The sequence below is a fragment of the Streptomyces musisoli genome (assembly GCF_016741855.1).
Lineage (GTDB): Bacteria > Actinomycetota > Actinomycetes > Streptomycetales > Streptomycetaceae > Streptomyces > Streptomyces musisoli.
Map to the genome: position 1 here is coordinate 574581 of NZ_JAERRH010000002.1, position 26732 is coordinate 601312.

The window sequence follows — 26732 nt, forward strand, 5'->3', positions numbered from 1 at the left end:
GGTCAGGCCCTCCTCGTCCGGTTGCGGCGCCGCCGCTCGCGCCCCGCGAAGACGAGGAGCCAGACGGCGATGAGCGCACCGAGCACCAGGGTGACGGGCCACGGCAGATAAGCGGCCGACCCCACGACGATGCCCAGCAGGAGCAGCGCGACGACCAGGAAAAGCACGCTTACCTCCCGGGGGTGGTGGCGACGGCGGCGGACGGCGGGTTACCGGCCTGCCGTTGCGACGGCTTCTGCGGCCACTTCCTTAACGCGTTCATGACATCGCCGGTTACCCGTGAGCGGCCGTCTCACGCAGCCGCCCGCCTCCTTGGGCCGGATCCTGACGGGCCGACAGCGGCGCGGCCGCCTGCCGGGAGCGTCCGACCGGCAAGGCGCGGGCGGCCGGGGAGCGCAAGAGGGAACGCCGACGGCACCGAGGAACCCGGTGAGGCGGCCTGCTCCCGCCGGCTCCGTGCGTGGCCGCCGCCCGGCTCAGGTGGCGCGCGTTCCGCCGCCCCGCCGGATGCGGCCCAGCAGATCCCGGTGGTAGGCCGCGAGCCGCCCCGCCGGCACCGGGGCGGGGCTGCCGGCAAGGGTGTACCAGGTCTCGCTGCCGGAGTGCTGGACCGCGACGCGCACGCTGATGCCGTCGGAACGGAGGATGGTCGCGACGATGAGGTCACCGGTGACGACACCGACTTCGTCGGTCATCGCCCCGCCGGGACCGGCCGTGACCCGGTCGACGTAGCTGTTGACGCTGGGAGGGTTGTTCATGGGGCGCAGGTTTCCATCACCCTGACCGGCGTGCGCCGCACCGCGCGGGTGCCGCGCACGCATGTCCCCGTGTCGGGCGTGCGGCCGGAGCGCCGACTGCCGTCCGGCCGGTGGCGGTCAGGCCGCGACGCGCTCCGCGAGCTTGCGCGCCCTGGTGGCCGCGGCCTCGAAGGCGCGGTCACGGGAGGCCTCGGCCAGCGGGATCAGATCGGCCATCGCCGGGTTCTGCGACGCCATGGTCAGCTCCGGGACGATGAACTCCAGGTCCAGGCCGAGGCCGTCGGCGAGGATGGCCTCGAGGTAGTTCTGCACGTACTCGTAGCCCTCGCGCGGGGTGCCCGGCGCGTAGGAGCCGCCCCGGCTGGCCACGACCGTGACCGGGGTGCCCTTGGCGGACGGGTTCTCGCCCGCGGTGCGACCGATGAGGATCACGTTGTCCAGCCAGGCCTTGAGGGTCGAGGGGATCGTGTAGTTGTACATCGGGGCGCCGATCAGGATCGCGTCGGCCTGCTCCAGCTCCTCGATCAGCTTGACGCGCTCGGCGAAGGCGGCGGCCTGCCCGGGCGTGTGCGCGGACTCGGGGACGAAGCCGGCGAGGTGTGCGTCGGCGGTGATGTGCGCAACGGGCTCCGCCGCCAGGTCGCGGTAGACGACCGTGCCCTGCGGGTGCTGCTCCTCCCAGTGCTTGCGGAAGGCCTCCGTCACGGCGCGGGAAGCCGACGCCTCGGTCGGGAAAACGGACGAATCGATGTGCAGCAGGGTGGCCATGTATGTCTCCGTAAAGGCTGTGCGGCCGGAAGGCGTGGGTGTGTGCAGCCGGACGCCGTGCGCTGGCTGAGTTTTCGTACTGGACTATTCTTAACACATGGACTTACTTTTTTTCAGCCACCTACGGCAGAGAGTACCCTGAGGGGCATGGCGGCGGAGCAGAACCACGACAGCGCGGCGTGCAAGAGGGTGGACGACGGCATCACCCGTGTCTTCCAACTCCTCGGCAAGCGCTGGAGCGGCCCGATCGTGGCCGTCCTGGTCGAGCAGCCCGCGTACTTCGCCGACCTCCGGCGTGCCATCCCCGGCATCAGCGAACGCATGCTGTCCGACCGGCTCGCCGAACTCGGCGCCGCCGGCCTCGTCCTGCGCGAGGTCGACGAAGGCCCCCCGCTGCGCGTCTCCTACCGGCTGACCGACGCCGGCGCGGCCCTGGAGCCCGCACTGCGCGCACTCGGCGAGTGGGCCAAGGCCCACCTGCCGGAGGCGGCGGCATGCCCCCAGGCCGCCCTGGAACGACAGGTCTAGCCGCCGGGCCGGCCGCCCCCGGCGCCGCCCGAGGCGCACCGCGTACCGGCACGCGAGCTACCAGCGCACGCGGTCCCCCGGATGGCGGACCGCGTGCGCGTCGCAGACGGTGGTGGTGTAGGGACCCGTACCGGGAGGCTCCCCTCGTGCGCATCGTCACGGCCACCGTCGCAGCCCTGGCCCTCACCGCCATGGCCGTACCGGCCGCGACTCTCGCGCCACCGCGCTCCCCGGCCACCGACGGGGTGTGGCGGACGGACGGCTACGGCACCCTGCTCGTCCTCGGCCGGGGCGGCCTCAGGGAGTACCAGACCACGTCCGTCAGCTGCGTCAAGGGCGGCTCCGCACGACAGACCGGCCCCGGTGTCTACACCGCGTCCGACGGCACCGTCGTCACCGTACGGACCGGTCGCGACGACGACCACGCCCGGCTCGCCGTGGCCGGCTCGGTCGGACACCGGCAGCTCACCCGGGTCCGGGCGCTGCCCGCCGGCTGCAAGCGCCCGGCGTCCAGGGACCCGCGGGCCGGCTTCGACGCGCTCTGGCAGACCTTCGAGGAGAACTACCCCTTCTTCGGCCGGAAGGGCGTCGACTGGCACGCCGTCCGCGACCGGTACCGGCCCCAGGTGCACCGGAACACCACCGGCCCCGAACTCTTCGACCTCTTCAGCCGCATGCTGAAACCCCTCTACGACGTCCATGTCACGATCGAGGACGACGACCGCGACTTCGCCGAGGTACGGCCCGGCACCGAGGTGCCGAGCGACGACCTGGACGCCAAGGCCAAACGATTCATCGAGGCCCGCGACCTCGAGGACGCCACGCACCGGCAGGACTTCGCCGAGGGGCGGATCACCTACGCCGACCTGCGCGGTGACCTCGGCTACCTGCGGATCTCCGCCTTCGACTACTACGCCGGCGACGACGCGCCCTACGCCGCGGACCGGACGGAACTGGACCGGGCGCTCGACACCGTCCTGACCCCGAGCCGCACCCGGGGCCTGAAAGGGCTGATCATCGACCTGCGCGTGAACGACGGCGGCTTCGACGCGCTCGGCATCCGGACAGCCCAACGGCTCACCGACACCCCCTACACCGCCTACGCCAAACGCGCCCGCAACCACCCGGCCGACCCCGCCCGGCACACCCGGCCCCAACCCGTGCCCGTCGTCCCGGCCGACGCGCCCCGCTACACCGGCCCGATCGCCGTCCTCACCGGCGGTTCGACGGTCAGCGCCGGCGAGACCTTCACCCAGGCCCTGTTCGAGCGGCCCGGCCGCACCTTCCGGATAGGGCAGCCCACCCAGGGCGTCTTCTCGGACCCGATGACGCGAAGCCTCCCCGGCGACCTGCTCTTCACCCTGCCGAACGAGGAGTACCTGACCCGCACCGGCCACACCTTCGACGGCACGGGCATCCCGCCGGACATCACCGAACCGGTCTTCACCGACGAGGAGTTCGCGAAGAAGCGCGACTCGGCCTTCGACCGCGCGGTCGCCCTCCTGCGCGGCCGCGGCTGATCCCGGTCAGCCGACTGCCGGTCAGCCGACTCCCGGTCAGTCGACAGGCCAGGTGTGCACCGGGGCGTTGAGGTGCATGTAGTCGATGTACATCTGGGTCATCCGGCGCAGCGCCTCGTGGCGGCCGGCGTGCGTGGTGGCGTCGATGTGATGGAACATCTCCTTCTGCCACACCGCGCCGTTGCGCGCCGTCACACAGCGCTGCTCGATGACGCCGAGCAGCGGCTCCCGCCAGGCCGCGTCCATGCCGGAATGCTCCAGGCCGCGGTGCGCGAGCGGCAGCAGCCGGCGCAGCACCAGCTCCGGGACATGGACCTCGCCCATCCCGGGCCAGTACAGCAGCGCCTCGATGCCGTTCCGGGCGGCGGCATGCAGATTGTCCTCGGCGGCCGAGAAGGACATCCGCGACCACACCGGGCGGTCCTCCTCCACCAGGGCCCGGGTGAGCCCGTAATAGAAGGCGCCGTTGGCGAGGGTGTCGGCGACGGTCGGGCCGGCGGGCAGCACCCGGTTCTCCACCCTGATGTGCGGCCGGTCGTTCGCGACGGCGTAGACCGGCCGGTTCCAGCGGTAGATCGTGCCGTTGTGCAGGGTGAGTTCGGCCAGTTCGGGGATGTCGCCGCGGTCCAGCGTCTCCACCGGGTCCTGCTCGTCGCACAGGGGGAGAAGGGCCGGGAAGTAGCGCAGGTTCTCCTCGAACAGGTCGAAGACGCTGTTGATCCACCGCTCCCCGAACCACACCCGGGGCCGCACCCCCTGCACCTTGATCTCCTCCGGGCGGGTGTCGGTGGCCTGCTCGAACAGGGGGATCCGCGTCTCGTGCCACAGCTCCTTGCCGAACAGGAACGGAGAGTTGGCCGCCAGCGCGACCTGCACACCCGCGATCGCCTGCGCCGCGTTCCAGTACCCGGCGAACTCCTCGGGCGACACCTGGAGATGGAACTGCGTGCTGGTGCACGCGGCCTCCGGGGTGATCGTGTCCGCGTAGGTCCGCAGCCGGTCGGCTCCGTCGATCTCGATGCGCAGGTCCTCGCCGCGGGCCGCGAAGACCTGGTCGTTGAGCAGCCGGTAGCGGGGATTCTCGGACAGCGCCCCCTCGCCGATCTGCTCCTGGAGGAGGGTCGGCAGGATCCCGACCGTGATCAGACGGGCACCGACCGACCGGGCACGCCCGTCGGCGTGGTTCAGCGCGGACCGGATCTCCCCCTCCCAGGCGTCCGGGCCGCCCGCGATCAACCGCCTGGGCGGAACGTTGATCTCCAGGTTGAACCGGCCCAGCTCGGTGGACCACGCCGGGTCGGAGATCGCCTCCAGCACATCGGTGTTGCGCATCGCCGGCTCGGCGTCGTCGTCCACCAGATTCAGCTCTATCTCCAGGCCGACCTGTGGCCGCTCCGACTCGAAATGCGCCTCGCGCAGCATCTGTGCGAACGCGTCCAGGCACTCCTGCATCTTGATCCGGTACCGGCGGCGGTCCTCGCGCGTGAACACGAGCGCCGGGACGTCACGCCCCATCGGCCCTCCAGGGTCCCCTCGGCGGACACCTCTCCACCCAGCGTCGCATCATCGCGCGATGCCCACCAAGCGGATGCCCGGCCGGGCCCCCGCGCCGCAGGAAGCGCGCCGTCGCCGGGACCGCGCGGTCACTCGGCGGGCGGGGTTCCGAACCACGTCCCACACCTCCCGGCCGGTGCGCCCCGCCTTCGGTGCACCGGCCACCATCGGCTCCCGCCCACCGTGTACCGCCCGCGGTCGGCTCCCGCCCTCCGTGCTCCGGCCCGCCGTCGGCTTCCGCCCTCCGCGCACCGGTCGCGTCCGGCCCCCGCCTTCGGTGCACCGGCCACCATCGGCTCCCGCCGTCGCGCACCGGTCGCCACCGGGTGTTCCCCCGTGGCGGCTGTTGGGAAGATGGGCGCATGACCATCTCCCGCGGCGCCCGCCGGCCCACCATCGCCGATGTGGCCGAGGCCGCGTCGGTGTCCCGGACGACGGTGTCCCACGCCCTGAACGGCATCGGCAAGGTGGACCCGCGGACGCGCGAGCGCATCAAGAAGATCGCCGCCGAGCTGGGCTACCGGCCCAACCTGCGCGCCCAGCGGCTGCGCCGCGGCGAGGCCAGGGCCATCGCGCTGGCCTCCTCGATGCCCTTCGCGGTGGCCGGCGGCCCGTCCCGGCTCGGCTTCTACATGGAGGTGGCCGCCGCGGCGGCCGAACGGGCCCTCGTCCACGAGTACGCGCTGGTGCTGATCCCGCCCGTGCAGTCCGGATCCGCGCTGTACACCGTGGACATCGACGGTGCCATCGTGGTCGAGCCGGCGGCGGACGACGCGGCCGTGGCCCAACTGCGCGAGCGCGGGCTGCCGTACGTCACGCTGGGCCGGCCCACCGCGCCGGACGACGACGCCCCCTACGTCGACCTGCACGGTGGCCGGGTCGTCGAACTGCTCCTGGACCACCTGCGCGCGCAGGGCGCGCGCCGTCCCGCGCTCGTCGTCGGCGCGGGCACCCGTCACTCCTCGGTCGACGCGCGGGCCGCCTACGAACGCGCGGCGGCGGCCCACGGCTGGACACCGGTCGTCGCCTCCGCTCCGGAAGACGGTGGTGAGCAGGCGGGGTACGACCGGTGCGCCGCGCTGCTCGCCGAGCATCCCGGCATCGACGCGCTGTGCGTGCTGGTCGACGCCTTCGCCGTCGGAGCGGTGCGGGCGCTGCGCGACGCGGGCCGCCGGGTCCCCGACGACGTCATGGTCGTCACCCGGTACGACGGTCTGCGCGCCCGCACCTGCGAACCACCGCTCACCGCGGTCGACCTGCGCCTGGACCGGGCCGCGGCGGACGCGGTGGAGCTGCTGCTGGGCCGGCTGGGAGCGCAACCGAGCGGCGGCGGAGGGGAGTCGACGACCGGCACCGGTCCCGTCGGCGACACCGATGCCGATTCCGTCGGCGACAGCGATGCCGGTTCCGTCGGTGTCAGTAGTGGCGGTTCCGTGGGTGGTGCGGGAGCCGTGCCCGTGGGGGGTACGGGTGCCGGTTCGGTGAGTGGTGCGGGGGGCGTGCCCGTGGGGGGTACGGGTGCCGGTTCGGTGAGTGGTGCGGGGGGCGTGCCCGTGGGGGGTACGGGTGCCGGTTCGGTGAGTGGTGCGGGGGGCGTGCCCGTGGGGGGTGCGGGTGCCGGTTCGGTGAGTGGTGCGGGGGGCGTGCCCCTCGGTGGGACCGGAGCTGTGTCCATCGGTGGTACGGGTGCCGGTTCCGTCGGGGACACGGGTACCGAGCCCGTCGGTGCTGGTGCTGGTGCTGGTGCTGGTGCTGGTGCTGGTTCGGTCGGCGTTTCCGATGCCCGCTCCGACGGTGGCGGCGAGACTGCCGGGCTCGGGGTGGCTGCCCCCGAGCCGCGGCTCGTCGTCCGCGCCTCCTCCCTGCGGCGGCGGTAGGGCGGGGCCCGACGTGCCCCGCCCCGGTTCAGCTGCCCGCCATCAGGACCACCCCGGACACCAGGGCGAACGCGAGCACGAAGGCGCGCATCCGCTTGGCGTCGACACGCTGGTGCACCAGACGGCTCAGCCAGGCACCCGCCGCGAGCGCGGGCAGCAGCAGCACCGCCCAGCCCAGGTCCGCGGCGCGGCCCCGGCCGCTGGCGAACAGCAGGGCGAGCGAAGCGACTTCGCCGGCCAGGAAGCAGACGGCGACCGTGGCGCGCAGCTCGGCCGGTGGCCGGTGCTGGTAGACCAGGGCGAGGGGCGGACCGCCCACACCGGTCGCCGTCTCGGTCAGCCCGGTGACGACACCCGCGCCCACATAGGCCGCGCGCCCCGGCACGAAGCCGGGCACGACGAGGCTCACCACCGCCGCCAGTACCGTCGCGGCGCCGACGACCGTCCCCAGGTCGCCCTCCGGCACGACCCACAGCAGCGCGAGACCCCCCGGGGTCGCGGTCAGCCGCGCGGCCGTGATCCAGCCGGCGCCCCGCAGATCGAGGCTGTGCCGCTCCCGCCAGGCGACGTACAGGTTCAGCGGGATCATCGAGGTCAGTACGAACACGGGCAGCAGTCCGGGGTCCAGCAGTCCCGAGACGGGGGCCACGATCAGCGCGAAGCCCAGCCCGCTGGCGCCCTGCACGAACGCGGCCGCCGCCACGGTCAGCGCCAGCACGGCGAGCATCCACCCCGTCATGCCCGGCCGCCGACGGAACCGGCGGTGGAGGCTGCGGTAGGCGCAGCCCCGGGCGTCGCGGGACGGGCCGCAGGGGACCCGGCGGGCCCCGCCGTGGAGCGGGCGGCCCGGTCCGGGGCGAGGACGGGCGCCACTCCGGAGGCAGTCACCGGGTCGGACTCAGGGGCCGGCCCGGGGACCGGTGCCGTGGTCGGTGCCGGTGGTGTCGTTGCGGGTGCGGTGGTCCGTCGTGTGTCGGTCTGTGCCGCTGTGGTGTCCGTCTCCGCTGTCGCCGGCGCCGGGGTCGGTGCCGCTGGTTGCGTTGCGGGTGCGGTGGTCCGTGCCGCCGGTGCCGTGGTGCGTGCCGTTCCGGTCGCTGCCGGGGCGGTCTCCGCTGTCGCCGGTGCCGCCGATCCGGCCGCCCGTGTCGACCCCGCCTCCTGCCAGGCCCGGACCGACGTCGGGTGGGCTCGAGTCACCTCTGCCCGCTCCACGACCCGCCGGGCCAGTTCCGCGGCCTGCCGGACCAGGGCCGGGCCGTCCCAGTCCGGCGGCCAGCCGTGCCACAGCCGCAGCCGGCCGCCGACGTACACGGCGCTGAGCTGGTCCCGGTTGCCGCGCCGGACCAGCTCCCAGGGCAGGTCCCAGGACAGCCGCAGCTCCGGCCCGCTGACGTCCACGAGCAGGAAGTCGGCGGCCTGGCCCACCGCGATCCGCCCGGTGAGCCGGCCTAGCCCGACCGCGTCCGCGCCGCCCGCGCCGGCCCGCTCCAGCCAGGTCCAGCCGGCCCCGCAGGACGAGTCGCCGGCGGCCAGACCGTGGGTGAGCCGCTGGGCGGACTCGGCCGCGTCCGCGAGCCGGAAACCGTCGCCGCGGGTGCCGTCGGTGCCCAGACCGAACCGGATGCCACGCTCGGCGAAGACCGTGGCCGGGGCGACCGCGTTGCCCTTCCAGGCGCTGGCGACCGGGTTGTAGCTCACCGCCGTACCGGTGTCGGCGAGCAGCGTGACCTCGGCCGGGGTGAGCAGCGTCGCGTGGGCGGCGAGCAACTGCGGGCCGAGCGCACCCACGTGGTGCAGGTACTCCAGGGGCCGCATCCCGTGGCGGACGAGGGAGCGTTCGACGGCGACGAGGTGTTCGTTCACATGGATCTGGACCACGGTCCCCGCGGCGGCGGCCAGGCGTGCCGTGGCGGCCAGCGTGGGCCCCGTCGCCGCCTCCGGGACGGACACCGCGAGCGAGGGACGGACCAGGTCGTCGCCGCCGTAGCGGGCCAGATGGCGTTCGGCGGCGCCGAGCACCGTGCGCGGATCGGCGTCCTCGCCGGTGCCGTCCGCGGCGTCGTTGCAGACCAGGCCCAGCACGCAGCGGATACCCGCGTCGCGTGCCGCCGAGGCGATCACGTCCACGTCCACCGGGGCGCGGGTGCCGGACTCGGCGACCGTGGTGAAACCGCCGCGCAGCGACTCCAGGGCGGCAAGCTTCGCGGCGACGTACGCCGACTCCTCGTCCAGCGCCCGCTCCAGCGGCACCCACACCCGGCGGAAGATCTCCGACGGCTCCCCGAAGGCGAGCGCACCGCCGAAGCTCTGCGTCAGATGGTGATGGGCGTCGACGAAGCCGGGCATCAGCGCATGCCCGGGCAGCCGCAGGGGCGTCAGCGACGGGTGCGTACGGACGATCCGCTCGGCCGGGCCGACATCGCGGAACACGCCGTCTTGCACCACCACCGCGTGCCCGTCCAGCGGGCCGTCGGGGGTCAGCGTCACATCGGGGACCAGCAGCAGCGTCTCGTGACGCAGCCGGTGCAGGGTCAGGTCGGTCATGGTTCTCCGTGGTTCGAACGGACGGCTGGGGGCGTCGGACGGGCCGCAGCGGCTCACGCGTGGGCGGCCGGACCGGGCGCCGCGTCCGGTACGGCGTTGGCGGCGGTCGGGGTCCGGCGGCCCAGGTGGTGGAAGACCACGTTGAGGACGGCGGCGGTCAGGGCGCCCACGGCGACCCCGCTCTCCAGCAGGATCCGTACACCGGACGGGAAACCGGCGTACACACCGGGCACCAGCACCGGCAGGAGTCCCAGGGCCAGCGCGACCGCGCACGTCAGGGTGGCCGTGTGGTCCTCCAGCCGGGCCCGGCCGAGCATCTGCACACCCAGCACGGTGATCACCGCGAAGACGGTCATCGCGGCGCCGCCCACCACGGCCGAGGGCATCACGCTGATGGCCCGGGCGACGGGCGTGAGGAAGCCGAGGACCACGAGGACGACACCTGCCGCGGCCGTGACGTACCGGCTGCGCACGCCGGTGACCCGGACGATGCCGATGTTCTCCCCGCTCGTGACCATCAACGGCAGCCCGAAGAAGCCGCCGAGGAGCGAGGTGAGGGCGTCCCCGCGCACGGTGCGCGGAACGTCCGACCGGATGTCGATGTCCTTGCCCACCGCCTCGGCGTTGATGACGGTCTGCCCGGTCGCCTCCGCCATGGAGGCCAGGCTGTAGAGCATCAGCGGCAGCGCGGCGAGGAGGTCGAAGACGGGCGTGCCGAACGGCATCGGACTGGGCACACCCACCAGAGGCCCGGAGAACAGCGCGCTCGGGTGCACCTGGCCGGCGGCACAGGCGAGGGCCGTGCCCGCGGCCAGCCCGAGCAGCACGGCGAGCTGACGCAGCACCCCGCGCAGCAGCCGGGTGAAGAGCACGATCAGACCGATCGTGGCGAACGCGAGGCCCAGCCGGGCCGGATCGGCGAAGCCAGGCGTGCCGGGCTGCCCGGTGACCAGCAGTGCGCCGACCTTCACCAGGTTGACCCCGACGATCACGATCATCGTGCCGATGACCAGGGGCGGGAAGAACCTCAGCAGGCGCGCGAACAGCGGCAGCACGAGGAAGGTGAACGCGGCGGTGAGGAGCACGGCGCCGGTGGCGGTGCGCAGCCCGTGCTGCTGCGCGATGGACATGAAGAGGATCAGTGGCGCGCCACCGGGCAGCATCACGAACGGCAGCCGGGGGCCGAACTTCCACGGGCCGAGGGACTGGATCAGCGATCCGACGCCGGACAGCAGCAGGGCCGCCGACAGCAGATCGACGGTGACGCCCGGGTTCAGCCGGAGGGTGGCGCTCATCAGGAAGATCGCGGAGATCGGGGTCGCCGCCATGACGAGGACGTGCTGGACGCCGAAGAGGAGGATTCGGCCGAGGGGGCGGGACTCGTCCACGGGGTGCACGGCACCGGTGGCGACGGACTGCGGGGAATCGGGGACGACGGGACGTACGGGACTGGACACGCGCGGGCTCCGTTCGGCTCGCTCGGCTCAGGCCTGACGATCCGGCCGTGGACGGCGGCCAAATCGATTTGGCCAAATCGATTTGGCGGTCAGTATGGAGGGGCCGCCCGGGGGTTGGTCAAGGGGGTGGACGCCGCCGGCCCGCCGCACCGCGGGGTGATGCGACGGGCCGGCCGGTCGGACTCGGTGGGGCTCAGACGGTCTTGCGGGCCACGCCGCCGTAGAAGCCGATCTCCTCGGACCGGGGCGGGGGAGGGCTGTCCGGGCGCCAGAACGGCACCTGGGCCAGCCCGGGTTCGACGAGTTCGAAACCGTCGAAGAACCGTTCCACCTCGGCTCGGGTGCGCAGGTTCAGGGAGGCGGTCGCCTTGGTGTAGACGGCCTGGGCGGCGGTGCGGTCGGCGAAGTCGCCGGTGGCGTGCGAGAGCACCAGGAAGCTGCCTGCGGGCAGCGCGTCGCGCAGCGTGGCGACGACCTCGGCGGGCCGGTCCGCGTCGGCGAGGAAATGCAGGACGGCGACGAGGAGCACGGCGACCGGCTGATCGAAGTCGATGAGCTGGTGGACGTCGGGGTGGTCCAGGACGGACCGCGGGTCCCGCAGGTCGCCGAGGACGATCCGGGTCGTGCCGGACCGGCTGAGCAGGGCGTTGCCGTGCGCGGCGACGATCGGGTCGTTGTCGACGTAGGCCACGCGGACATCCGGCGCCACCGACTGGGCGACCTCGTGCACGTTCGGCGACGTGGGCAGCCCGGTGCCGATGTCCAGGATCTGGCGGACCCCGCTGTCCACGACGCACCGGACGGCGCGCCGCAGGAAGGCGCGGTTCGCCCGGACGCCCATCCGCGCCTCGGGCGCCGCTGCGGCCAGCTCTTCGCCCGCCCGCTGGTCCACCTCGTAGTTGTCCTTGCCGCCCAGGAGGTAGTCGTAGATCCGCGCGGGATGCGGTCTGCTGGTGTCGATGGTCACGGCCTCGAAGCCGTCCTCTGTCACGCTGAGCTCCTCTCCACGACCGGCATGGCCTTGGTCCGTACCGGCCGGGCACAGCCTCCCACATCAACTTGCCTGTCCGCGTCGGGAGTTCCAGCAGGCCGCCGGCCTCGCCGGGTGCCCGGGCGAGCCGCCGCCCGCCCGCCGGGGCCCCGGGGCCCGGCCGCGCCGTCTCACCCGGCCGGCCCCCGTCGGATGGCCCCCGCGTGCCGGGCGTCGGAGGGTCGGTACGGGGCCGGTGGTCCGGACACGTCCGCCGGCCGTCCCCACGGACCGGCACGCCGCCTCGGCCCCCCGAGCGGCGGCGGGCCGACCGGCAGGGTCGGGGAACGGTGAATCCATGCGCTCGGGCCGTTCCCCGCCCCGTCGGACGCCGGTGGTCACCCGCACGCGGACCGGCGTCACCGCCTCGGGCGCGTCACTGTCCTGGGCACGGAGCCGCGTCACCGCCCCGGGCGCAGCGTCACTGTCTCGGGCGCGGACCGGCGTCACCGCCCCGGGCGCGTCACTGTCCTGGGCACGGAGCCGCGTCACCGCCCCGGGCACAGCGTCACTGTCCCGGGCATGGACGGGCGTCACCGCCTCGGGCGCGCGGACCCGAGCCACTGCCCCGGGCACCGTGCTGGGCCTCCGGTGCCGTCGCGCTCACGTGTGTGCGTGGCCGGTGGGTCGTGGTCCGGGTGGTGCGTTCACCGGCCGTGCGGAGCGCCACCCGGGCCGGGGTCCGGATGGCGCTTCGCCGGTGGGCGCCAGCCGCCGGTGACCTCCTTGGTGGGCTTGTGCGGGAAGCGGCGCTCGGCGTACCGCTGTGCCGCGGAGCCGGGCAGGACGTAGAGGGTCTCCGTCTTGTCCTGCAAGGGGCGCAGGACCGTGTCCAGGTAGTGCCTGCGGTCGTCGAGGTACGGCCCGAGGACGTCCTCGCCCGCGGGGCAGACGGCCAGGCAGTAGCCGGACTTGTAACTGGGCTTGAAGGCGAGGCTCTGCCACATCGAGGCGTTCTCCGGGTCGGTCACCCGCGCACGGAAGTCGGCGGCGTCCTCGCTGTCGGCCACGGTCTGCACCCAGTCCGTGAACCCGCTCATGAACTCCCGGTAGTTGTGCGTCGTGCAGGCCAGCGGGTCGAACGCGCCGTCCTTGCCGATGGCGCCGACCGGACAGGCCGCGACACACAACTTGCAGTCGACGCAGGGGTCGTAGTCCAGTTCCTGCCCGTAAGCGCTCACGGGTGCGTCCACCAGGACCGTGGCCAGCAGGACGAAGCTGCCGAATCTCGGGTGGATGACGTTGCGGTGCAGGCCCATCACCCCCAGGCCGGCGGCCACCGCCACGGTCTTGTGGGCCACCACCCAGATCCGGCCCGGGAAGTGTTCCAGCTCCTGGGGAAAGCCCGCCGACGGGTTGAGTGCCCGATGGCCGGCGTCCTGGAGGGCCCGGGCGACCGTGCGCGCGGCGGCGTTGACCTGTTCGTCGGTCTGGTGGAACTCCTGGTTGGCCACGCTGCGGGCGGGGGAGCGCGTGTTGTCGCGGTTCATGCGGACCGCGAGCGAGATCAGCGACCGCGCTCCGGGCAGGGCCGCCAGCACGTGTTCGCGCTCCCCGGCGAGGTCGGGGTGGTCCAGGCTCACGACGGCGGCGTCGTCGGCGCCGGCCTCGAGGCACAGGGCGCGCAGCCGGTCCGCGTCGATCACCGCAGGCGGCCGCCGGTCCGCCCGTCCGGCCAGTAGGGCGCGCACGGACGGGTGGGCGGCGAGCTTGGCGGGCAGCTTCGGAGCCCCCGCCGCCTCGGTGGTGTCCTGCTCGCACATCCTGACCCCCTGCTGAGTTGGAATATCAAACTCACCACACTATGAGGGACGGCCGACGGGCGGGGCAAGGGCGGATCGGTCGCCGGGTGGCACGCTTGCCGTCCGAAACCGATCGGTTTACGGTGGGGGGAAACCGATCGGTTTCACCCTTTGGAGACGGACATGACGTCGATCAAGAACTCTGTCGCGCTGGTCACCGGCGGCAGCCGCGGGCTGGGCAAGGCGCTGGTGGAGGAGCTGTACGCGCGCGGCGCCGCCAAGGTCTACGCCACGGCCCGTGACCCGCGCGGCATCACGCATCCCGATGCCGTACCCCTCGCGCTGGAGGTCACCGACCCAGGGTCCGTCGAGGCCGTGGCGGCCGCGGCGCGGGACGTCACCGTCGTGGTCAACAACGCCGGCATCTCACTCGGCGCCCGCTCCTTCCTGGACGCCCCCGTCGACGACGTGCGCCGGGAGTTCGAGACGAACTTCTACGGGCCGCTGCTGGTCACCCGAGCCCTCGTGCCGATCGTCGAGCGCAACGGCGGCGGCCATCTCCTCAACGTCCACTCCGTGCTCTCCTGGCTCGGCGTCGCAGGCTCCTACAGCGCCACCAAGGCGGCACTGTGGGCCCAGACCAACTCGCTGCGGCTGGAGCTGGCGCCGCGGGGCATCGGCGTCACCGGACTGCACGTCGGCTACATCGACACCGACATGGCCGCGGACGTGGACGCCCCCAAGTCCGCCCCGCGGGACGTCGCCGCCCGCGCGCTCGACGGCGTGGAGGCCGGGGCGTACGAGGTGCTGGCCGACGACGTCAGCCGGCAGGTGAAGGCGGGGCTGTCCGGAGATCTGGCAGCCCTGTATCCGCAGCTGGCCGCCTGGTAGTGCTGCGTCAGAGTGCTGCGTGACGACGGTGATCCGCCCCGGCAGCGGGCACCTTGGATCCAGGCGCCGGTCGTGCCCTCGAGCAGCTCGCGCGGGATGTCCGGGTGGCCGTTGCGGCGGGGCCGTCTCCTCGGTGGGACGGAGGAGGATCCGGCGCAGGTCGACGTGGAGGCCGTCGCGGACGGCTCGCTGGGCCAGCTTGTCCAGGCTGCTCCCCGCGACCGGTTCGCGGTAGCGGGCGCTCTGTTCGGTGTAAGGCGTCCGTACCGTGCTGCAGCCGACGCGCCAGTAACGTGCTCCAGCGGCGCACCCGTACCGTGCTCGGGAAAACGGGATGCACCGGCGCGGGCGCCCGCGCTACCGTGTCCGCATGTCTACGCCCCGAATCTCCTAGCTGAGGACCCGCTTCCCCGCCAGAAGTGTGTCCTTTTGCTTTTTCGGAGCGTCCACTCATGATCACCGTTCGTGACGCCGAGCTGCGCGCCGGCGCCCGCCTGCTGCTCTCCGGCATCTCCTTCACCGTCTCGCCCGGCGACCGTATCGGCCTCGTCGGCCGCAACGGCGCCGGCAAGACCACCCTGATGACGGCCCTGGCCGGGCGGTCCAGGCCCGCCTCGGGCGCCATCACCCACACCGGGCCGGTCGGCTTCCTCGCACAGGACTCGCGCGCCGCCGACCCGGCCGCGACCGTCACCGACCGCATCCTGTCCGCCCGCGGCCTCGACACCGCGCTGCGCGCCCTGCGGCAGGCCGAGACGTCGATGGCCGACGCCGCCGACGCGACGGCGCTGGAACGCGCGATGCGCGCCTACGCCCGCGCCGACGCCGCCTTCCAGGCCGGCGGCGGATATGCCGCCGAGGCCGAGGCGGCCCGGGTCGCGGCCGGACTCGGCCTGCCCGAACGCGTCCTGGCCGAGCCGGTCGGCACCCTCTCCGGCGGGCAGAAGCGCCGCGTCGAACTCGCCCGCATCCTGTTCGCCGGGACCGACCGCACCCTGCTGCTGGACGAGCCGACCAACCACCTCGACGCCGACTCGGTCGCCTGGCTGCGCGCCTTCCTCCACTCCCACCAGGGCGGTCTGGTGGTGATCAGCCACGACACGGCCCTGCTCGCCGACGTCGTCAACCGTGTCTTCCACCTCGACGCCACGCGGGCGACGCTGGACGTCCACAACACCGGCTGGCGTACCTACCTGAGCCGGCGCGACACGGACGAGCGGCGCCGCACCCGCGAGCGGGCGAGCGCCGAACGCAAGGCCGCGGCCCTGCACGCACAGGCCGACCGGATGAAGGCCCGCTCCGCCACCGCCACCATGGCCCGGAGCATGGCCCGGCGCGCCGACCGGATGCTGGCCGAGCTGGAGCCGTCCCGGCGCACCGAGAAGACCGCGCGGATCCGGCTGCCCGAACCCGCGCCCTGCGGGCGGACCCCGCTCGGCGCGATCAGCCTCACCAAGTCCTACGGCGGCCACCGGGTCCTCACCGGGGTGGACCTGGCCGTGGACCGGGGGAGCCGGCTGGTCGTCCTGGGTCTCAACGGCGCCGGCAAGACCACCCTTTTGCGCATCCTCGCCGGCGCCGAGCGGCCCGACGGCGGACGGGTGGTGCACGGACACGGGCTGCGCCTCGGCTACTTCGCCCAGGAACACGACACGCTCGACACCGGGCGCACGGTCCTCCAGAACCTCGGCCTGGCCGCGCCGCACCTGAGTCCGGGCGAGGCGCGGCACGTGCTGGGTGCCTTCCTGTTCACCGGCGACGACGCCGACAAGCCCGCCGGTGTGCTGTCCGGCGGGGAGAAGACCCGGCTGGCGCTGGCCGGCCTGGTCCACTCCGGGGCGAACGTGCTGCTGCTGGACGAGCCCACCAACAACCTCGACCCGGCCTCCCGCGACGAGGTGCTGGGCGCGGTGGGTTCCTATCCCGGTGCGATCGTGATGGTCACCCACGACGAGGGCGCCGTCGACGCGCTACGCCCGGACCGGGTCCTGCTCCTGCCGGACGCGGACGAGGACCTGTGGAACGAGGACTACCGGGCCCTGATCACCCTCGCCTGACGCCAGCCCCGCCTCGTACAGGGCCCCCGCCCGACGCCGGGCCCCCGCCTCGTGCGGGGCCCTCGCCCGACGCCGGGCCGGCGCCCCGAGCCGGGGGTGGGGGCCCGGCACGAAGGGGCGGAGGGGGGCCGCACCGGGCGGCGGCGACGTCCAGGGCGGCTGCGACGCCCCGGGGGATTGTCAGTGGGTGCCCCTACGGTGAGGAGCAGTTGAGGACCTGCGGGAACGGCCGCCGGTCCGCCTGGGGAGGGGTCTGCCATGTCCACGGCGTCCGCGGTGTCGACGACGTATCTGGAGCTGTCACAGGAGGGCGGCGGCGCCCACAAGTTCTACGAAGTGACGGTCGACGGCCTGGTGGTGACGGTGCGGTACGGCAGGATCGGCGCCGCCGGGCAGACGCAGACGACGACGTTCGCGACCGAGGAGAAGGCACGGGCCGCCGCGGCGAAGAAGGTCGGCGAGAAGGTCCGCAAGGGATACGCCCCGGCCGTCCAGGGCCAGCGCGCACCTCGTGCGGTGACCCGCCGTCAGGTCAGCTCCGCCCCGTCCACCGCCCGTGCCGTGGCACCGGTGCTGTGGCGGTTCCGCACCGGCTCCGCCGCGTTCGGCATCCATGTCGACGACGAGCGCTGCTGGGTGGGGAACCAGGCCGGTGACGTCTACACCCTGGACCACGAGGGCGCCGTCCTGGCCCGCTTCAGCCTGCCGGACGGGGTGAAGTGCCTGGTCGCCGACGACTTCTGGATCTACGCCGGCTGCGACGACGGCAAGGTCTACGACCTCTCCTCCAAACTGCCCTTCGCCGCCTACGACATCGCCGCCGATGTCGACATCTTCTGGCTGGACATCCACGAAGGAGTCCTGGACGTATCGGACCGCGAAGGCCGGCTCACCGTCATCGACCACGAGGACGAACACCAGTGGTCCCGCCGCAGCCCGGGCGAGCACGCCTGGATGGTCCGCGCCGACGACCGGGCCGTCTACCACGGCCACCACCGGGGCGTCACCGCCTACGCGCCCGACGGCGGCGGCGAGCTGTGGCACACCCCCACCAAGGGCGGCGTGCTGTTCGGCTGGCAGGAACAGGCCGCGGTGTACGCGGGCACCACGCACCGCGTGGTCCAGCGGCTGTCGAAGCACACCGGCGCCATCGAGGCGACGTACGCGTGCGACAGCGCGGTGTACTCGTGCGCCACCTCACCCGGCGGCCGGTTCGTCTTCGCCGGCGACGCGTCCTCCTCCGTCTACTGCTTCGACCGTGACGGCAGGCGGCTGTGGAAGCTCGGCACGGGCAGCGGCTCGGCCCTGTCGATGCAGTACCGCGACGAGCGCCTGTACCTGGTCACCACCGACGGTTCGCTGGTGTGCGTCGACGCGAGCGAGGCGGCCATCTCCGCGGCCCAGCAGGGCACGGTGCCGGTGGCGCGGGACGTCAAGCTCGCCGCCGCCCTGCCGACGTACGCTCCGGCCACGGCCGTGGCCGCGGTGACCACGGTCGCCCAGGCGCCAGCCGGGGCGGTGGTGGTCGAGTGCATCCAGGAAGGCGGCCGCCTGCGGGTGCACGTGATCTCCGACGGCTACGACACCTCCTGGAACGTCCAGTTCCCGCGCGCGATACGCGAGCCCGGCGCCCGGTACGTCGTCGACGCCCTGCACCCGGCGGCAGGCGGCTTCTACCGAGTCCGCGGCGACATCCGCCGCCTGCTCTGACCCTCACCGGCCCTGACCCTCACCGGCCCTGAGGCTTTACCGGCTCCGAGGCTTCACCGCTTCTGCGGCGTCTCCTGTTCCGAGGCCTCAGGGGTGCATGGTCCTCAGGGGTGCACGGGCGTCGCCTGTTCCAGGATTTCCCGGGCGATGGGGAGTACCTCGGTGCGGTCCTGGGGGACCAGGCCGATGCGGGTGCGGCGGTCCAGGAGGTCCGACTCGTCGAGGGCGCCCTCGTGGCGGACCGCCCACAGGAGTTCGGCCCGGGTCACCGGGTGGCCGGGCAGCACCGGCTCGTCCAGGGCGGGGTCCGCGGCCGCGAGGGCGTGCACCGCCACGGCCTCGGTGCCGTAGCGGCGGACCAGGTGGCGGGGCGCGGACAGGGCGCGCAGCCGTCCGGGGGCGGCGGCGCCCACCAGCGGCAGGGTGGCGGTGGGGGAGGGGCCCACCCGCAGGCCACGCGCCTCGGTCGCGGCGTCCACCGCGTCCTGGGCCATCCGCCGGTAGGTGGTGAGCTTGCCGCCGACCACGGTGGTGACACCGTCGGGCGAGGTCAGCACCGCGTGCCGGCGCGAGATGTCGGAGGTGCGCGCCTCCGCGCCGTCCGGGCCGTCGGGCGCGGAGGTGTCCAGCAGCGGGCGCAGCCCGGCGAAGGCGCCGACGACCTCGTCCCGCGACACGGGGACGTCCAGGACGGATCCGAGCACGTCCAGCAGGAAGCCGATGTCGGTCTCGGGGACCTCGGGCACGTCGGGGATCCCGCCGTCGACCGGCTCGTCGGTGAGACCGACGTAGACCCGGCCGTCCCCCTGGGGCAGGACCAGGACGAAGCGGTTGGTCTCCCCGGGGATCGGGATGTGCAGACCGGCCGGCAGGGTGCCGAGCCGCTCCGAGCGCAGGACGAGGTGGGTGCCGCGCGACGGGCGGATCCGGATGCCGTCGGCGAGGGCGCCCGCCCACACCCCGGCGGCGTTGATCACGGCGCGCGCCCTGATCTCGCCTTCCTCGCCGGTGAGTTCGTCCCGGATCCGGGCGCCGGAACCGGTCAGCTCCAGTGCCCGTACCCGGGTCAGCACCCGGGCGCCGTGACCGGCGGCCGTCCGGGCCAGGGCGGTCACCAGGCGGGCGTCGTCGGTCACCTTGCCGTCCCAGGACAGCAGCCCGCCGCGCAGACCGGACGCGCGGACCGAGGGCGCCAGGTGCCGGGCCTCCGTGGCCGACAGCCGGCGCGGGGCCGGCAGGACCTGCCGCGGGGTGCGCGCGGCCAGCCGCAGCATGTCCCCGGCCCGGAACCCGGCCCAGGCCAGCGAGGCCTGGGCCCGGGACACCAGCGGCGTCAGCGGCAGCACGAACGGCTGGGCGGCCACCAGGTGCGGGGCGGTACGGGTCATCAGCACCCCGCGTTCGACCGCGCTCTCGTGGGCGACGTCGAACTGCGCGGAGGCCAGATAGCGCAGCCCGCCGTGGATCAGCTTCGAGCTCCAGCGGGAGGTGCCGAAGGCCAGGTCGTGGGCGTCCACCGCGACGACGTCCAGTCCCCGGGCCGCCGCGTCCAGCGCTGCTCCGGCGCCCGTGGCGCCGAGCCCGACGACCAGGACGTCGACCACCCGGCCGTCGGTGGCCTCGGCCAGTTCCCGGCCACGCCGGTGTGCGCTGAGGGACGAGCCGGGCGCGGCCTCGATGTGACTCATGGCGTCAGGGTCCTCTCCAGAAGGGTGCGCAGCTCACCGAGGAACGCGGCGGAGTCCAGCTCGGGATCGTCCTCGTCGGTCATCGTGCGCAGGGACAAGGTGAAGGACTGCACGGTCAACAGCAGCGCGCGCGCCTGCCGTTCGGTGTGGCCGGGCCGGACCGACCCGTCCGCGTGGCCCTCGCGCAGCGCGCCGGCCAGCAGCGTCAGCAGCGCCTCCTGACTCGCCCCGCGCCGGTCGAGCACGTACGGCAGCAGCAGTTCCGGATCCACGTCGAGGATCTTGCGGAAGAGGGGATGCGCCCGGAACGCCTCCACGCCGGCCACCATCCCGTCCACGATCCGGGTGCGCGTGCCGACACCGGGCGCGGGTTCCGGTATGGCCCGGGTGGCCACCTCGATCCACTCCCGGGTCATCAGATCGCCCACCAGGGTCTGCAGGTCGGGCCAGCGCCGGTACAGCGTCATCCGGGAGACACCGGCGCGGCGGGCGACGTCGGCGAGCGTGGTGCGCCGTACTCCGACGGCGAGCACGCAGTCGCGTGCCGCGTCGAGCACGGAATCACTGTCCGAACCGTTGTGACGAATAGGCGTCATGTGTCACAGTGTAACGCCCCGGGGGCGGGACGGAAGCGGTCCGTTCCCCGGAGACGGCAGCCGAGCCGCGCGAGCCGAGCACACCGACCTGTGAGGACGACCGTTCAATGGACATGCTGTGGAACGGCTGGGGCGACCCGGCCAAGGCGGCGCCGCTGCCCGAGACGGTGACCGGGCTGCTGCGCGACCTGCTCGGCGTCAAGCCGCGGACCGCGCCCGCACTCGCCCTCGAGGACGTCCGTCTGCCCGCCACCACGGCCGAGCCCGCCGCGCTGAAGGCGCTCGCCGACGCCGTCGGCGGCGACGAGCACGTCCGCACCGACCCGGAGAGCCGCGTCCGGCACACCCGCGGCAAGTCCACCCCCGACCTGCTGCGCATCCGCGCCGGCGACTTCGCGGACGTACCCCAGGCCGTCGTCCTGCCCGCCGGTCACGACGAGGTCCTCGCCGTCCTGCGCGCCTGCGCCGCGCACGGCCTGGCCGTCGTCCCCTTCGGCGGCGGCACCTCGGTGGTGGGCGGACTCGCCCCGCAGCGCAGCGCGTTCGTCGCCCTGGACCTGCGCCGCATGGACGGCCTGCTCGACCTGGACCCCGTCTCCCGCACCGCGACCCTCCAGCCCGGCCTGCGCGCCCCCGAGGCCGAAGCCCTCCTCGCCGAACAGGGCTTCACCCTCGGCCACTTCCCGCAGTCCTTCGAGTGGGCCACCATCGGCGGTTTCGCCGCCGCCCGCTCCAGCGGACAGGCGTCCGCCGGTTACGGCCGCTTCGACGAGATGGTGCTCGGCCTGACCGTCGCCACCCCCGAGGGCACCCTCGAGACCGGCCGCGCACCCCGTTCGGCCGCCGGCCCCGACCTGCGCCAGCTCGTCCTGGGCTCCGAGGGCGCCTTCGGCGTCATCACCTCCGTCACCGTACGGATCCGGCCCCTTCCCGAGGTCCGGGTGTACGAGGGCTGGCGGTTCGGCTCCTTCGAGGAGGGCGCCGCCGCACTGCGCCGGCTCGCCCAGGACGGGCCCCGGCCGACCGTGCTGCGCCTGTCCGACGAGACCGAGACGCTCATCGGCCTCGCCCAGCCCGACGCCATCGGCGCCGACCTGGCGCAGGGCGGCGCCGGCTGCCTCGCGATCGCCGGCTACGAGGGAACGCCCGAGGACACCGCGCACCGCCGCGAGCGGGCGGCGGCCGTCCTGACGGCCTGCGGCGGCACCCTGGTCGGCGCGGAACCCGGCGAACGCTGGGCGCACGGCCGCTACTCCGCGCCCTACCTGCGCGACGCCCTGCTCGACGTGGGCGCCTTCGCCGAGACGCTGGAGACCGCTGCCTTCTGGTCGCGCATCCCCGACCTGTACACGGCCGTCCGCACCGCCCTGACGGACACCCTCACCCAGGCCGGCACCCCGCCCCTGGTGATGTGCCACATCTCCCACGTCTACGAGAACGGCGCCTCGCTGTACTTCACCGTGGTCAGCGCCCAGGGCGAGGACCCGGTGGCCCACTGGACGCCCGCCAAGCACGCCGCCAACGAGGCCGTGCTGACCGCCGGCGGCACCATCTCCCACCACCACGGGGTCGGCACCGACCACCGCGACTGGTACGTCCGCGAGGCCGGTCCGCTCGGCATCTCGGCCCTGCGTGCCGTCAAGCGCCGCCTGGACCCCGACGGACTCCTCAACCCCGGCGTCCTGCTGCCCACCGACTGACCACCCGACCCGACCGCCTGCCTCGACCCGACCGCCTGCCTCGAAAGGCACACCGATGCGCCAGTTCACCGCCGTCGTCAACCCCACAGCGGGTGGCTCGACCGGGGCGGCGACCCTGCTCCGGCTGGCCCGGCTGCTCCGCGCGGCCGGCGCCGGGCTGGAGACCGAGTACAGCCACAGCCTCGCCCACGCCCAGGACATCGCCCGCGCGGCCGGCGAGCGCGGGCGGATCGTCCTGGCCGTGGGCGGCGACGGCATCGCCGGCGGCATCGGCGGCGCGCTCAGCGGCACCGGCACCGTCCTCGGACTCGTACCCGCCGGACGCGGCAACGACTTCGCCCGCGCCCTGGACCTGCCCGCCGACCCCGACGCCCTCGCGGACATCCTGCTGCACGCCGAGCCCCGGCCCGTCGACACCATCGAGGTGGAGTCGGCCGTCCACCCGCGCACGGTCGTCCTCGGCAGCGTGTACGCCGGTGTCGACGCCGAAGCCAACCGGCATGCCAACAACGCACGCCTGCTGCGCGGTGCCGCCTCCTACTACGCGGGCGGCCTGCGCGCCGTCACGGGCTGGCGGCCGGCCGACTACCGGGTCACCGTCGACGGCGAGGAACACACCCACCGCGGCTACACCGTGGTCGTGGCCAACTCCCCCTACTACGGCTCCGGCCGGCTCATCGCCCCCGGCGCCCGCGTCGACGACGGTCTGCTGGACGTCGTGATGATCAGCGAGGCCCCGCGCCGGCTGTTCTTCACCCTGATGAACGAGCTGAAGGACGGCTCCCACATCCGCCGCCCCGAAGTGCGCGTCCTGCGCGGCCGGGAACTGCGCATCGAGGCCGACCGGCCCGTCCCCTACGGCGCCGACGGCGAGGTGGACGCCACCCTCCCGGTCACCCTGCGGGTACGACCCGGCGACCTGCCGGTCCTGTACGGAGCGGAGAGTTGACGGCCCGGGGGCCTGCCGGTCCTGCGGCGACACAGGAGTTGACGGCCGGGGGCCTGCCGGTCCTATACCGGCCCGGGAGTTGGCGGCCGAGGACCTGTAGGTCCTGCACCGACGCGGGGAGTTGACGGCCGAGGGCCTGTCCGTCCCGTGCCGAACCGGGAGTTGACGGCCCGGCTCCCGAAGCCGCGGCGTCCGCCACCGGCTCAGGGCGCATCACCCGCTCGCCCCTGGGTAGGCAGGAGGTGGCTGGAAGGGGTGGTGGACCGAATGTCGCTGGAGGAGGCCGAAGGCGGGATACGGGCGGTCGTCCTGTACGACGGGCGGCTGCTGCTGGTGCCGGAGGGAGACGGCTGGGGGCTGCCCTCGGGCACCCCGCAACCGGCCGAGACGCCCCAGGCCGCCGCGGCGCGCATCGTCTACGAGGTCACCGGCTACCTAGTCGACGGCACCGAGCCGTTGGGACCGGGCGAAGCCGCGGAGACGGCCGTCGTCTGCCAGCTGCTGAGCGAGTCACCGTCCGACGGGGGCCGCTTCACACCGGACCGGGGGGCACGGATGGAGGAGACCGCCGACACCCCTCTGCCGAGCACCGTACGCGCCTACCTCCAGGGACACACTCCCGTCTGAACCCTCGAGGCCCCGGCCCCACCGCCCGACGACGGCGAGGCGTCAACCAGACGGCGGTCACAAGGGAGATGACCTCTTCTTCAGCACCACCAAACCGCCACCGCCCCCTCAACCGGCGATACCTGACGTCAAGGCGCGAGCCGGCGTCCAAAGGTGGGCCACCCTCGTGCAGCAGCCCACCTTCACCGCCCAGTTCCCGCAAAGGCCTGTTCAAGAGGCCATATGGAACGGGAAGTTGCAACTTCGACATGGCTCGCAGAGGCAGCTACCTTCATCTGGTCTTCGGTGGTCGCCACGGCCGCACAGGGGGTTCCTTCAGGCTGGGCCGGCCGCGACGGGATGAGCCGGTCACGCCCCACCAACCCTCGTCCTCATGCGTAGGCCACCGAATCGGTTCCAAGCAGGCAGTCCCAACCAGGGAGAGACGCATGCCCCATCTTGCTCTGTACACATTCGGCGTCCTGAAGTCACCTCTCGCCGATCCCGCACCTCTCACGCGCGAGTTCTACGAAATCGGTGAGGCCGTCTACCGGAAGCTCAGTCAGTACCCCGGCTACCTCGCTCGTGCTGAAGCCGCAGACGGTGACCGGGGCGTGCTCTTCGAGGCGGACTGGGGTGCATGGGGGGAGTTCGCCGTACCGACTTGGTACGGCAAGGGCCGTACGGTGGAAACCACCGCCCTGGCCACGACCCTCTCGCTCTGGACCGACCTGCGCCCCGCCTTCGACGCGGTCTACACCGGTCTGCACCGTGAGGCGCTGAACAGGCGTTACGACTGGTTCGAAAGGTCAGGGCACCCGAATTACGTGTTCTGGTGGGTCTCCGACGGCGTGATACCCACCTGGCGGGACGGGGTTTCCAGGCTGGAGCACCTCCACGACCGCGGCTCCGCGCCGCACGCCTTCACCTTCCACGACTCGTTCACCCCGGACGGAACTCCGACCAGGACCAAGGGAATCGGGCCGAAGTGCGCCCAGTCCCGCTGAAACGGAAGCCTGGACGACTGAATTCGCTGTCGATCCAGCTCAATGGTGTGATGCCTTTTCAGCACCAGCCTGTCACGGGGATCGTGACCGCTCGCTCCGCTCGATCACACCCTACCCAGAAGGCCGCGATCATCCGTTGCGCCGGGCTTCACATCGTCGGCATCATCTTCTGATCCACCCGGTGATGCAAACGAAAGCCCCTAGCCGCCGTACGGGACCCAGGCGCGTTCGTCTGTGTCGTTCGTGCCGTACCAATAGCGCGGGATTCCCCTGGTGCTGGTCGTGTGGAAGGGGCGCCCGTGGTCGTCGATGCGGACCGTGCCGGTGCGGCCCTGGGAGGACCAGTCGAGTTCCAGGTACCAGCGGGCGTCGTAGGTCTGTGTCGTCGCGTCGACCAGCAGCACCTGCGGATCCTCGGCGGAGACGCGGTACGGGAAGTGCACGGCCGGGACGGTGTGTTCGCTGTCGGCGCCGTCCTTCGGGCGGGCGATGGGGCGGTCGGCGTCGAGGTTCACGGCGAAGCGACTGGGCGTGAGTTCCCCGCCGCAACCCTGGTCCATGGCGTACGCGTTCCCGGCGGCCGGGTTGCCGCGGCTGACGATGCGGACACGGAGCGCCTCCAGGACCACGGCCGTGGACGACCTCCCCTGCACCGAGATCTGCACCATCGTCTGCCGCCCGTGCACCGCGCCCTGCGTCGCCGCCCACGTCCCGGCGTCCTGCTGCACCGGCGGCGGAGGCACCTGCGCGGGCGGCTTGTCGATGACGTAGTCGTGGCCGCAGCCCATGTCCCAGACCTGGGAGTCGGCGCTCCAGGCGAGGGGCAGGCCGGTGGGCGGCTTCTCGGGCGAGGTGGAGCGGCTGCCGGTGGCGGACAGGGCGGGGGCCTTCTGTCGCGGACCGGGCGACGCGGAGCCGTGTGAGGGGGAGGGGGAGAGGGAGGGGGACACGCCGGCCGACGGTTTCGCCGAGTGGTGGGGCGTGCCGAGGGCGGTCGTCCGCGGGACCGCGGAGCGGGTGGCGTGCGCCTCCGGGGAGCGGTCGTCCGACAGGACGGTCGTGATGCCCAGAGTGGCGAGCAGCGCGCAGGTGACGGCGGTGGTCGTCAGGACCCGTCGGCGGCGGTACCAGGGACGCCGAACGGGCGAGGGGACGGTCTCGTCCGGCTCGGAGCCGCCCCCGCGCTGCTCCGTGGAGCCGTCCGGGTGGGGGGCGCTTCCAGGTTGCTTCGCGGAGTCGCCCGCGTGGGGGTGGCTCTCGGGCACCGTGGAGCCTTCCGGGGCCGGGATGCCACCGGGCTGCCCGGTGAAGCCGTCCGGAACTGGGCCTCCCGCAGGCTGCCCCGTGGCGCCGTCCGGGTCGGGGGTGCCGCCGGGCTGCGTGGAGTCGCTGGCCCCGGTGGGTCCCTCGTCCGTGTTCGGCGTCGCTGCCGGAACCTCCGCTTCCGTCGAACCGGCCGTACGCACCCGTTGACGAGCCTCCAGCGCCGCCAGCCACAGCCGGTGCAGTTCGAGCCGCTCCTCCGGTGCCGCCTGGCAGAAGGCCGCGAGCCGTTCCACCGGCGCGAAGTCCTGCGGCACCGCCTCGCCCGCGCAGTACCGGTGCAGCGTGGAGGTGTTCATGTTGAGCCGGCGGGCCAGGGAGCCGTAGCTCCGGTCCGTGCGGTCCTTCAGCCTGCGCAGCAGCGCCGCGAACTCCTCGACATCGTCCCGAGTCGACACCGTTCCTCCGTCGTCCGCCCGCGATCCCG

The 26732-nt window shown here is 73.4% G+C and carries 21 protein-coding genes and 1 pseudogene; 10 read left to right on the forward strand and 12 right to left on the reverse strand.

The window, feature by feature from the left end; translation table 11 throughout:
* Nucleotides 1-2 precede the first annotated feature (2 nt).
* The 3 genes from JK361_RS06300 to JK361_RS06310 all read right to left on the reverse strand — a co-directional run bounded on the left by JK361_RS06300 (nt 3) and on the right by JK361_RS06310 (nt 1526).
* Nucleotides 3-167, reverse strand: coding sequence for a hypothetical protein (locus JK361_RS06300; RefSeq protein WP_201814649.1), 165 nt, complete (start codon nt 165-167; stop codon nt 3-5).
* A gap of 309 nt (nt 168-476) precedes the next feature.
* A complete protein-coding gene (locus tag JK361_RS06305; protein ID WP_201814650.1) occupies nt 477-758 on the reverse strand; it encodes a hypothetical protein in 282 nt (93 codons plus the stop codon).
* A gap of 117 nt (nt 759-875) precedes the next feature.
* Entirely contained in the window at nt 876-1526 is a 651-nt protein-coding gene (locus JK361_RS06310) for an FMN-dependent NADH-azoreductase (RefSeq protein ID WP_201814651.1), read from the reverse strand.
* Nucleotides 1527-1673: 147 nt separating this feature from the next.
* On the opposite strand from JK361_RS06310, the gene JK361_RS06315 reads away from it, so the two are divergent.
* Both JK361_RS06315 and JK361_RS06320 read left to right on the forward strand, forming a co-directional pair.
* Entirely contained in the window at nt 1674-2054 is a 381-nt protein-coding gene (locus JK361_RS06315) for a winged helix-turn-helix transcriptional regulator (RefSeq protein ID WP_201814652.1), read from the forward strand.
* Between the two features lie 146 nt (nt 2055-2200).
* Entirely contained in the window at nt 2201-3574 is a 1374-nt protein-coding gene (locus JK361_RS06320) for a S41 family peptidase (protein WP_201814653.1), read from the forward strand.
* A 36-nt stretch (nt 3575-3610) separates the two neighbouring features.
* Here the strand turns inward: JK361_RS06320 and JK361_RS06325 are convergent, their stop codons facing one another.
* Nucleotides 3611-5089, reverse strand: a complete 1479-nt coding sequence (locus JK361_RS06325) for a glutamate-cysteine ligase family protein (RefSeq protein WP_201814654.1) — start codon at nt 5087-5089, stop codon at nt 3611-3613.
* Nucleotides 5090-5490: 401 nt separating this feature from the next.
* Here JK361_RS06325 and JK361_RS42585 point away from each other — a divergent pair, with 401 nt between their 5' ends.
* A complete protein-coding gene (locus JK361_RS42585; RefSeq protein WP_372448688.1) occupies nt 5491-7005 on the forward strand; it encodes a LacI family DNA-binding transcriptional regulator in 1515 nt (504 codons plus the stop codon).
* A 28-nt stretch (nt 7006-7033) separates the two neighbouring features.
* On the opposite strand, the gene JK361_RS06335 is transcribed toward JK361_RS42585, so the two are convergent.
* From JK361_RS06335 to JK361_RS06355, 5 genes and pseudogenes are all read right to left on the reverse strand, one after another.
* A complete protein-coding gene (locus JK361_RS06335) occupies nt 7034-7744 on the reverse strand; it encodes a sulfite exporter TauE/SafE family protein (RefSeq protein ID WP_201814655.1) in 711 nt (236 codons plus the stop codon).
* Between the two features lie 425 nt (nt 7745-8169).
* Nucleotides 8170-9549: pseudogene (locus tag JK361_RS06340) on the reverse strand (amidohydrolase family protein); the annotation flags it as partial.
* 53 nt (nt 9550-9602) lie between these two features.
* Complete coding sequence (locus tag JK361_RS06345; RefSeq protein WP_307787193.1) at nt 9603-11006, reverse strand: uracil-xanthine permease family protein; 1404 nt, start codon at nt 11004-11006, stop codon at nt 9603-9605.
* Nucleotides 11007-11199: 193 nt separating this feature from the next.
* The gene (locus tag JK361_RS06350; RefSeq protein ID WP_201814657.1) at nt 11200-11997 is read right to left on the reverse strand and encodes an SAM-dependent methyltransferase; all 798 of its coding nucleotides are present in this window, start codon (nt 11995-11997) and stop codon (nt 11200-11202) included.
* A gap of 686 nt (nt 11998-12683) precedes the next feature.
* Nucleotides 12684-13799 (reverse strand): 4Fe-4S binding protein, encoded by a 1116-nt coding sequence (locus tag JK361_RS06355; protein ID WP_201814658.1) that lies wholly within the window; start codon nt 13797-13799, stop codon nt 12684-12686.
* Between the two features lie 162 nt (nt 13800-13961).
* Here JK361_RS06355 and JK361_RS06360 point away from each other — a divergent pair, with 162 nt between their 5' ends.
* From JK361_RS06360 to JK361_RS06370, 3 genes are all read left to right on the forward strand, one after another.
* Complete coding sequence (locus tag JK361_RS06360; protein WP_201814659.1) at nt 13962-14669, forward strand: SDR family oxidoreductase; 708 nt, start codon at nt 13962-13964, stop codon at nt 14667-14669.
* Between the two features lie 452 nt (nt 14670-15121).
* Nucleotides 15122-16726: an ABC-F family ATP-binding cassette domain-containing protein gene (locus JK361_RS06365; RefSeq protein ID WP_201814660.1), complete on the forward strand. Its 1605-nt coding sequence runs from the start codon at nt 15122-15124 to the stop codon at nt 16724-16726.
* Nucleotides 16727-16984: 258 nt separating this feature from the next.
* Nucleotides 16985-18436: a WGR domain-containing protein gene (locus tag JK361_RS06370; protein WP_201814661.1), complete on the forward strand. Its 1452-nt coding sequence runs from the start codon at nt 16985-16987 to the stop codon at nt 18434-18436.
* Nucleotides 18437-18540: 104 nt separating this feature from the next.
* Here the strand turns inward: JK361_RS06370 and JK361_RS06375 are convergent, their stop codons facing one another.
* Together JK361_RS06375 and JK361_RS06380 are read right to left on the reverse strand one after the other, a co-directional pair.
* A complete protein-coding gene (locus tag JK361_RS06375; protein WP_201814662.1) occupies nt 18541-20124 on the reverse strand; it encodes a glycerol-3-phosphate dehydrogenase/oxidase in 1584 nt (527 codons plus the stop codon).
* On the reverse strand, nt 20121-20720 hold the full coding sequence (locus tag JK361_RS06380; RefSeq protein WP_201814663.1) for a TetR/AcrR family transcriptional regulator: 600 nt from the start codon (nt 20718-20720) through the stop codon (nt 20121-20123). Before JK361_RS06380 ends, JK361_RS06375 begins: the two co-directional genes overlap by 4 nt.
* A gap of 107 nt (nt 20721-20827) precedes the next feature.
* On the opposite strand from JK361_RS06380, the gene JK361_RS06385 reads away from it, so the two are divergent.
* From JK361_RS06385 to JK361_RS06400, 4 genes are all read left to right on the forward strand, one after another.
* The gene (locus JK361_RS06385; RefSeq protein ID WP_201814664.1) at nt 20828-22420 is read left to right on the forward strand and encodes an FAD-binding oxidoreductase; all 1593 of its coding nucleotides are present in this window, start codon (nt 20828-20830) and stop codon (nt 22418-22420) included.
* 55 nt (nt 22421-22475) lie between these two features.
* On the forward strand, nt 22476-23369 hold the full coding sequence (locus JK361_RS06390) for a diacylglycerol kinase family protein (RefSeq protein WP_201814665.1): 894 nt from the start codon (nt 22476-22478) through the stop codon (nt 23367-23369).
* Between the two features lie 255 nt (nt 23370-23624).
* Nucleotides 23625-23996: an NUDIX hydrolase gene (locus tag JK361_RS06395; protein ID WP_307787194.1), complete on the forward strand. Its 372-nt coding sequence runs from the start codon at nt 23625-23627 to the stop codon at nt 23994-23996.
* 428 nt (nt 23997-24424) lie between these two features.
* On the forward strand, nt 24425-24982 hold the full coding sequence (locus JK361_RS06400) for a DUF3291 domain-containing protein (RefSeq protein WP_201814666.1): 558 nt from the start codon (nt 24425-24427) through the stop codon (nt 24980-24982).
* A gap of 200 nt (nt 24983-25182) precedes the next feature.
* On the opposite strand, the gene JK361_RS06405 is transcribed toward JK361_RS06400, so the two are convergent.
* Nucleotides 25183-26703 (reverse strand): helix-turn-helix domain-containing protein, encoded by a 1521-nt coding sequence (locus JK361_RS06405; RefSeq protein ID WP_201814667.1) that lies wholly within the window; start codon nt 26701-26703, stop codon nt 25183-25185.
* Nucleotides 26704-26732: the final 29 nt, after the last annotated feature.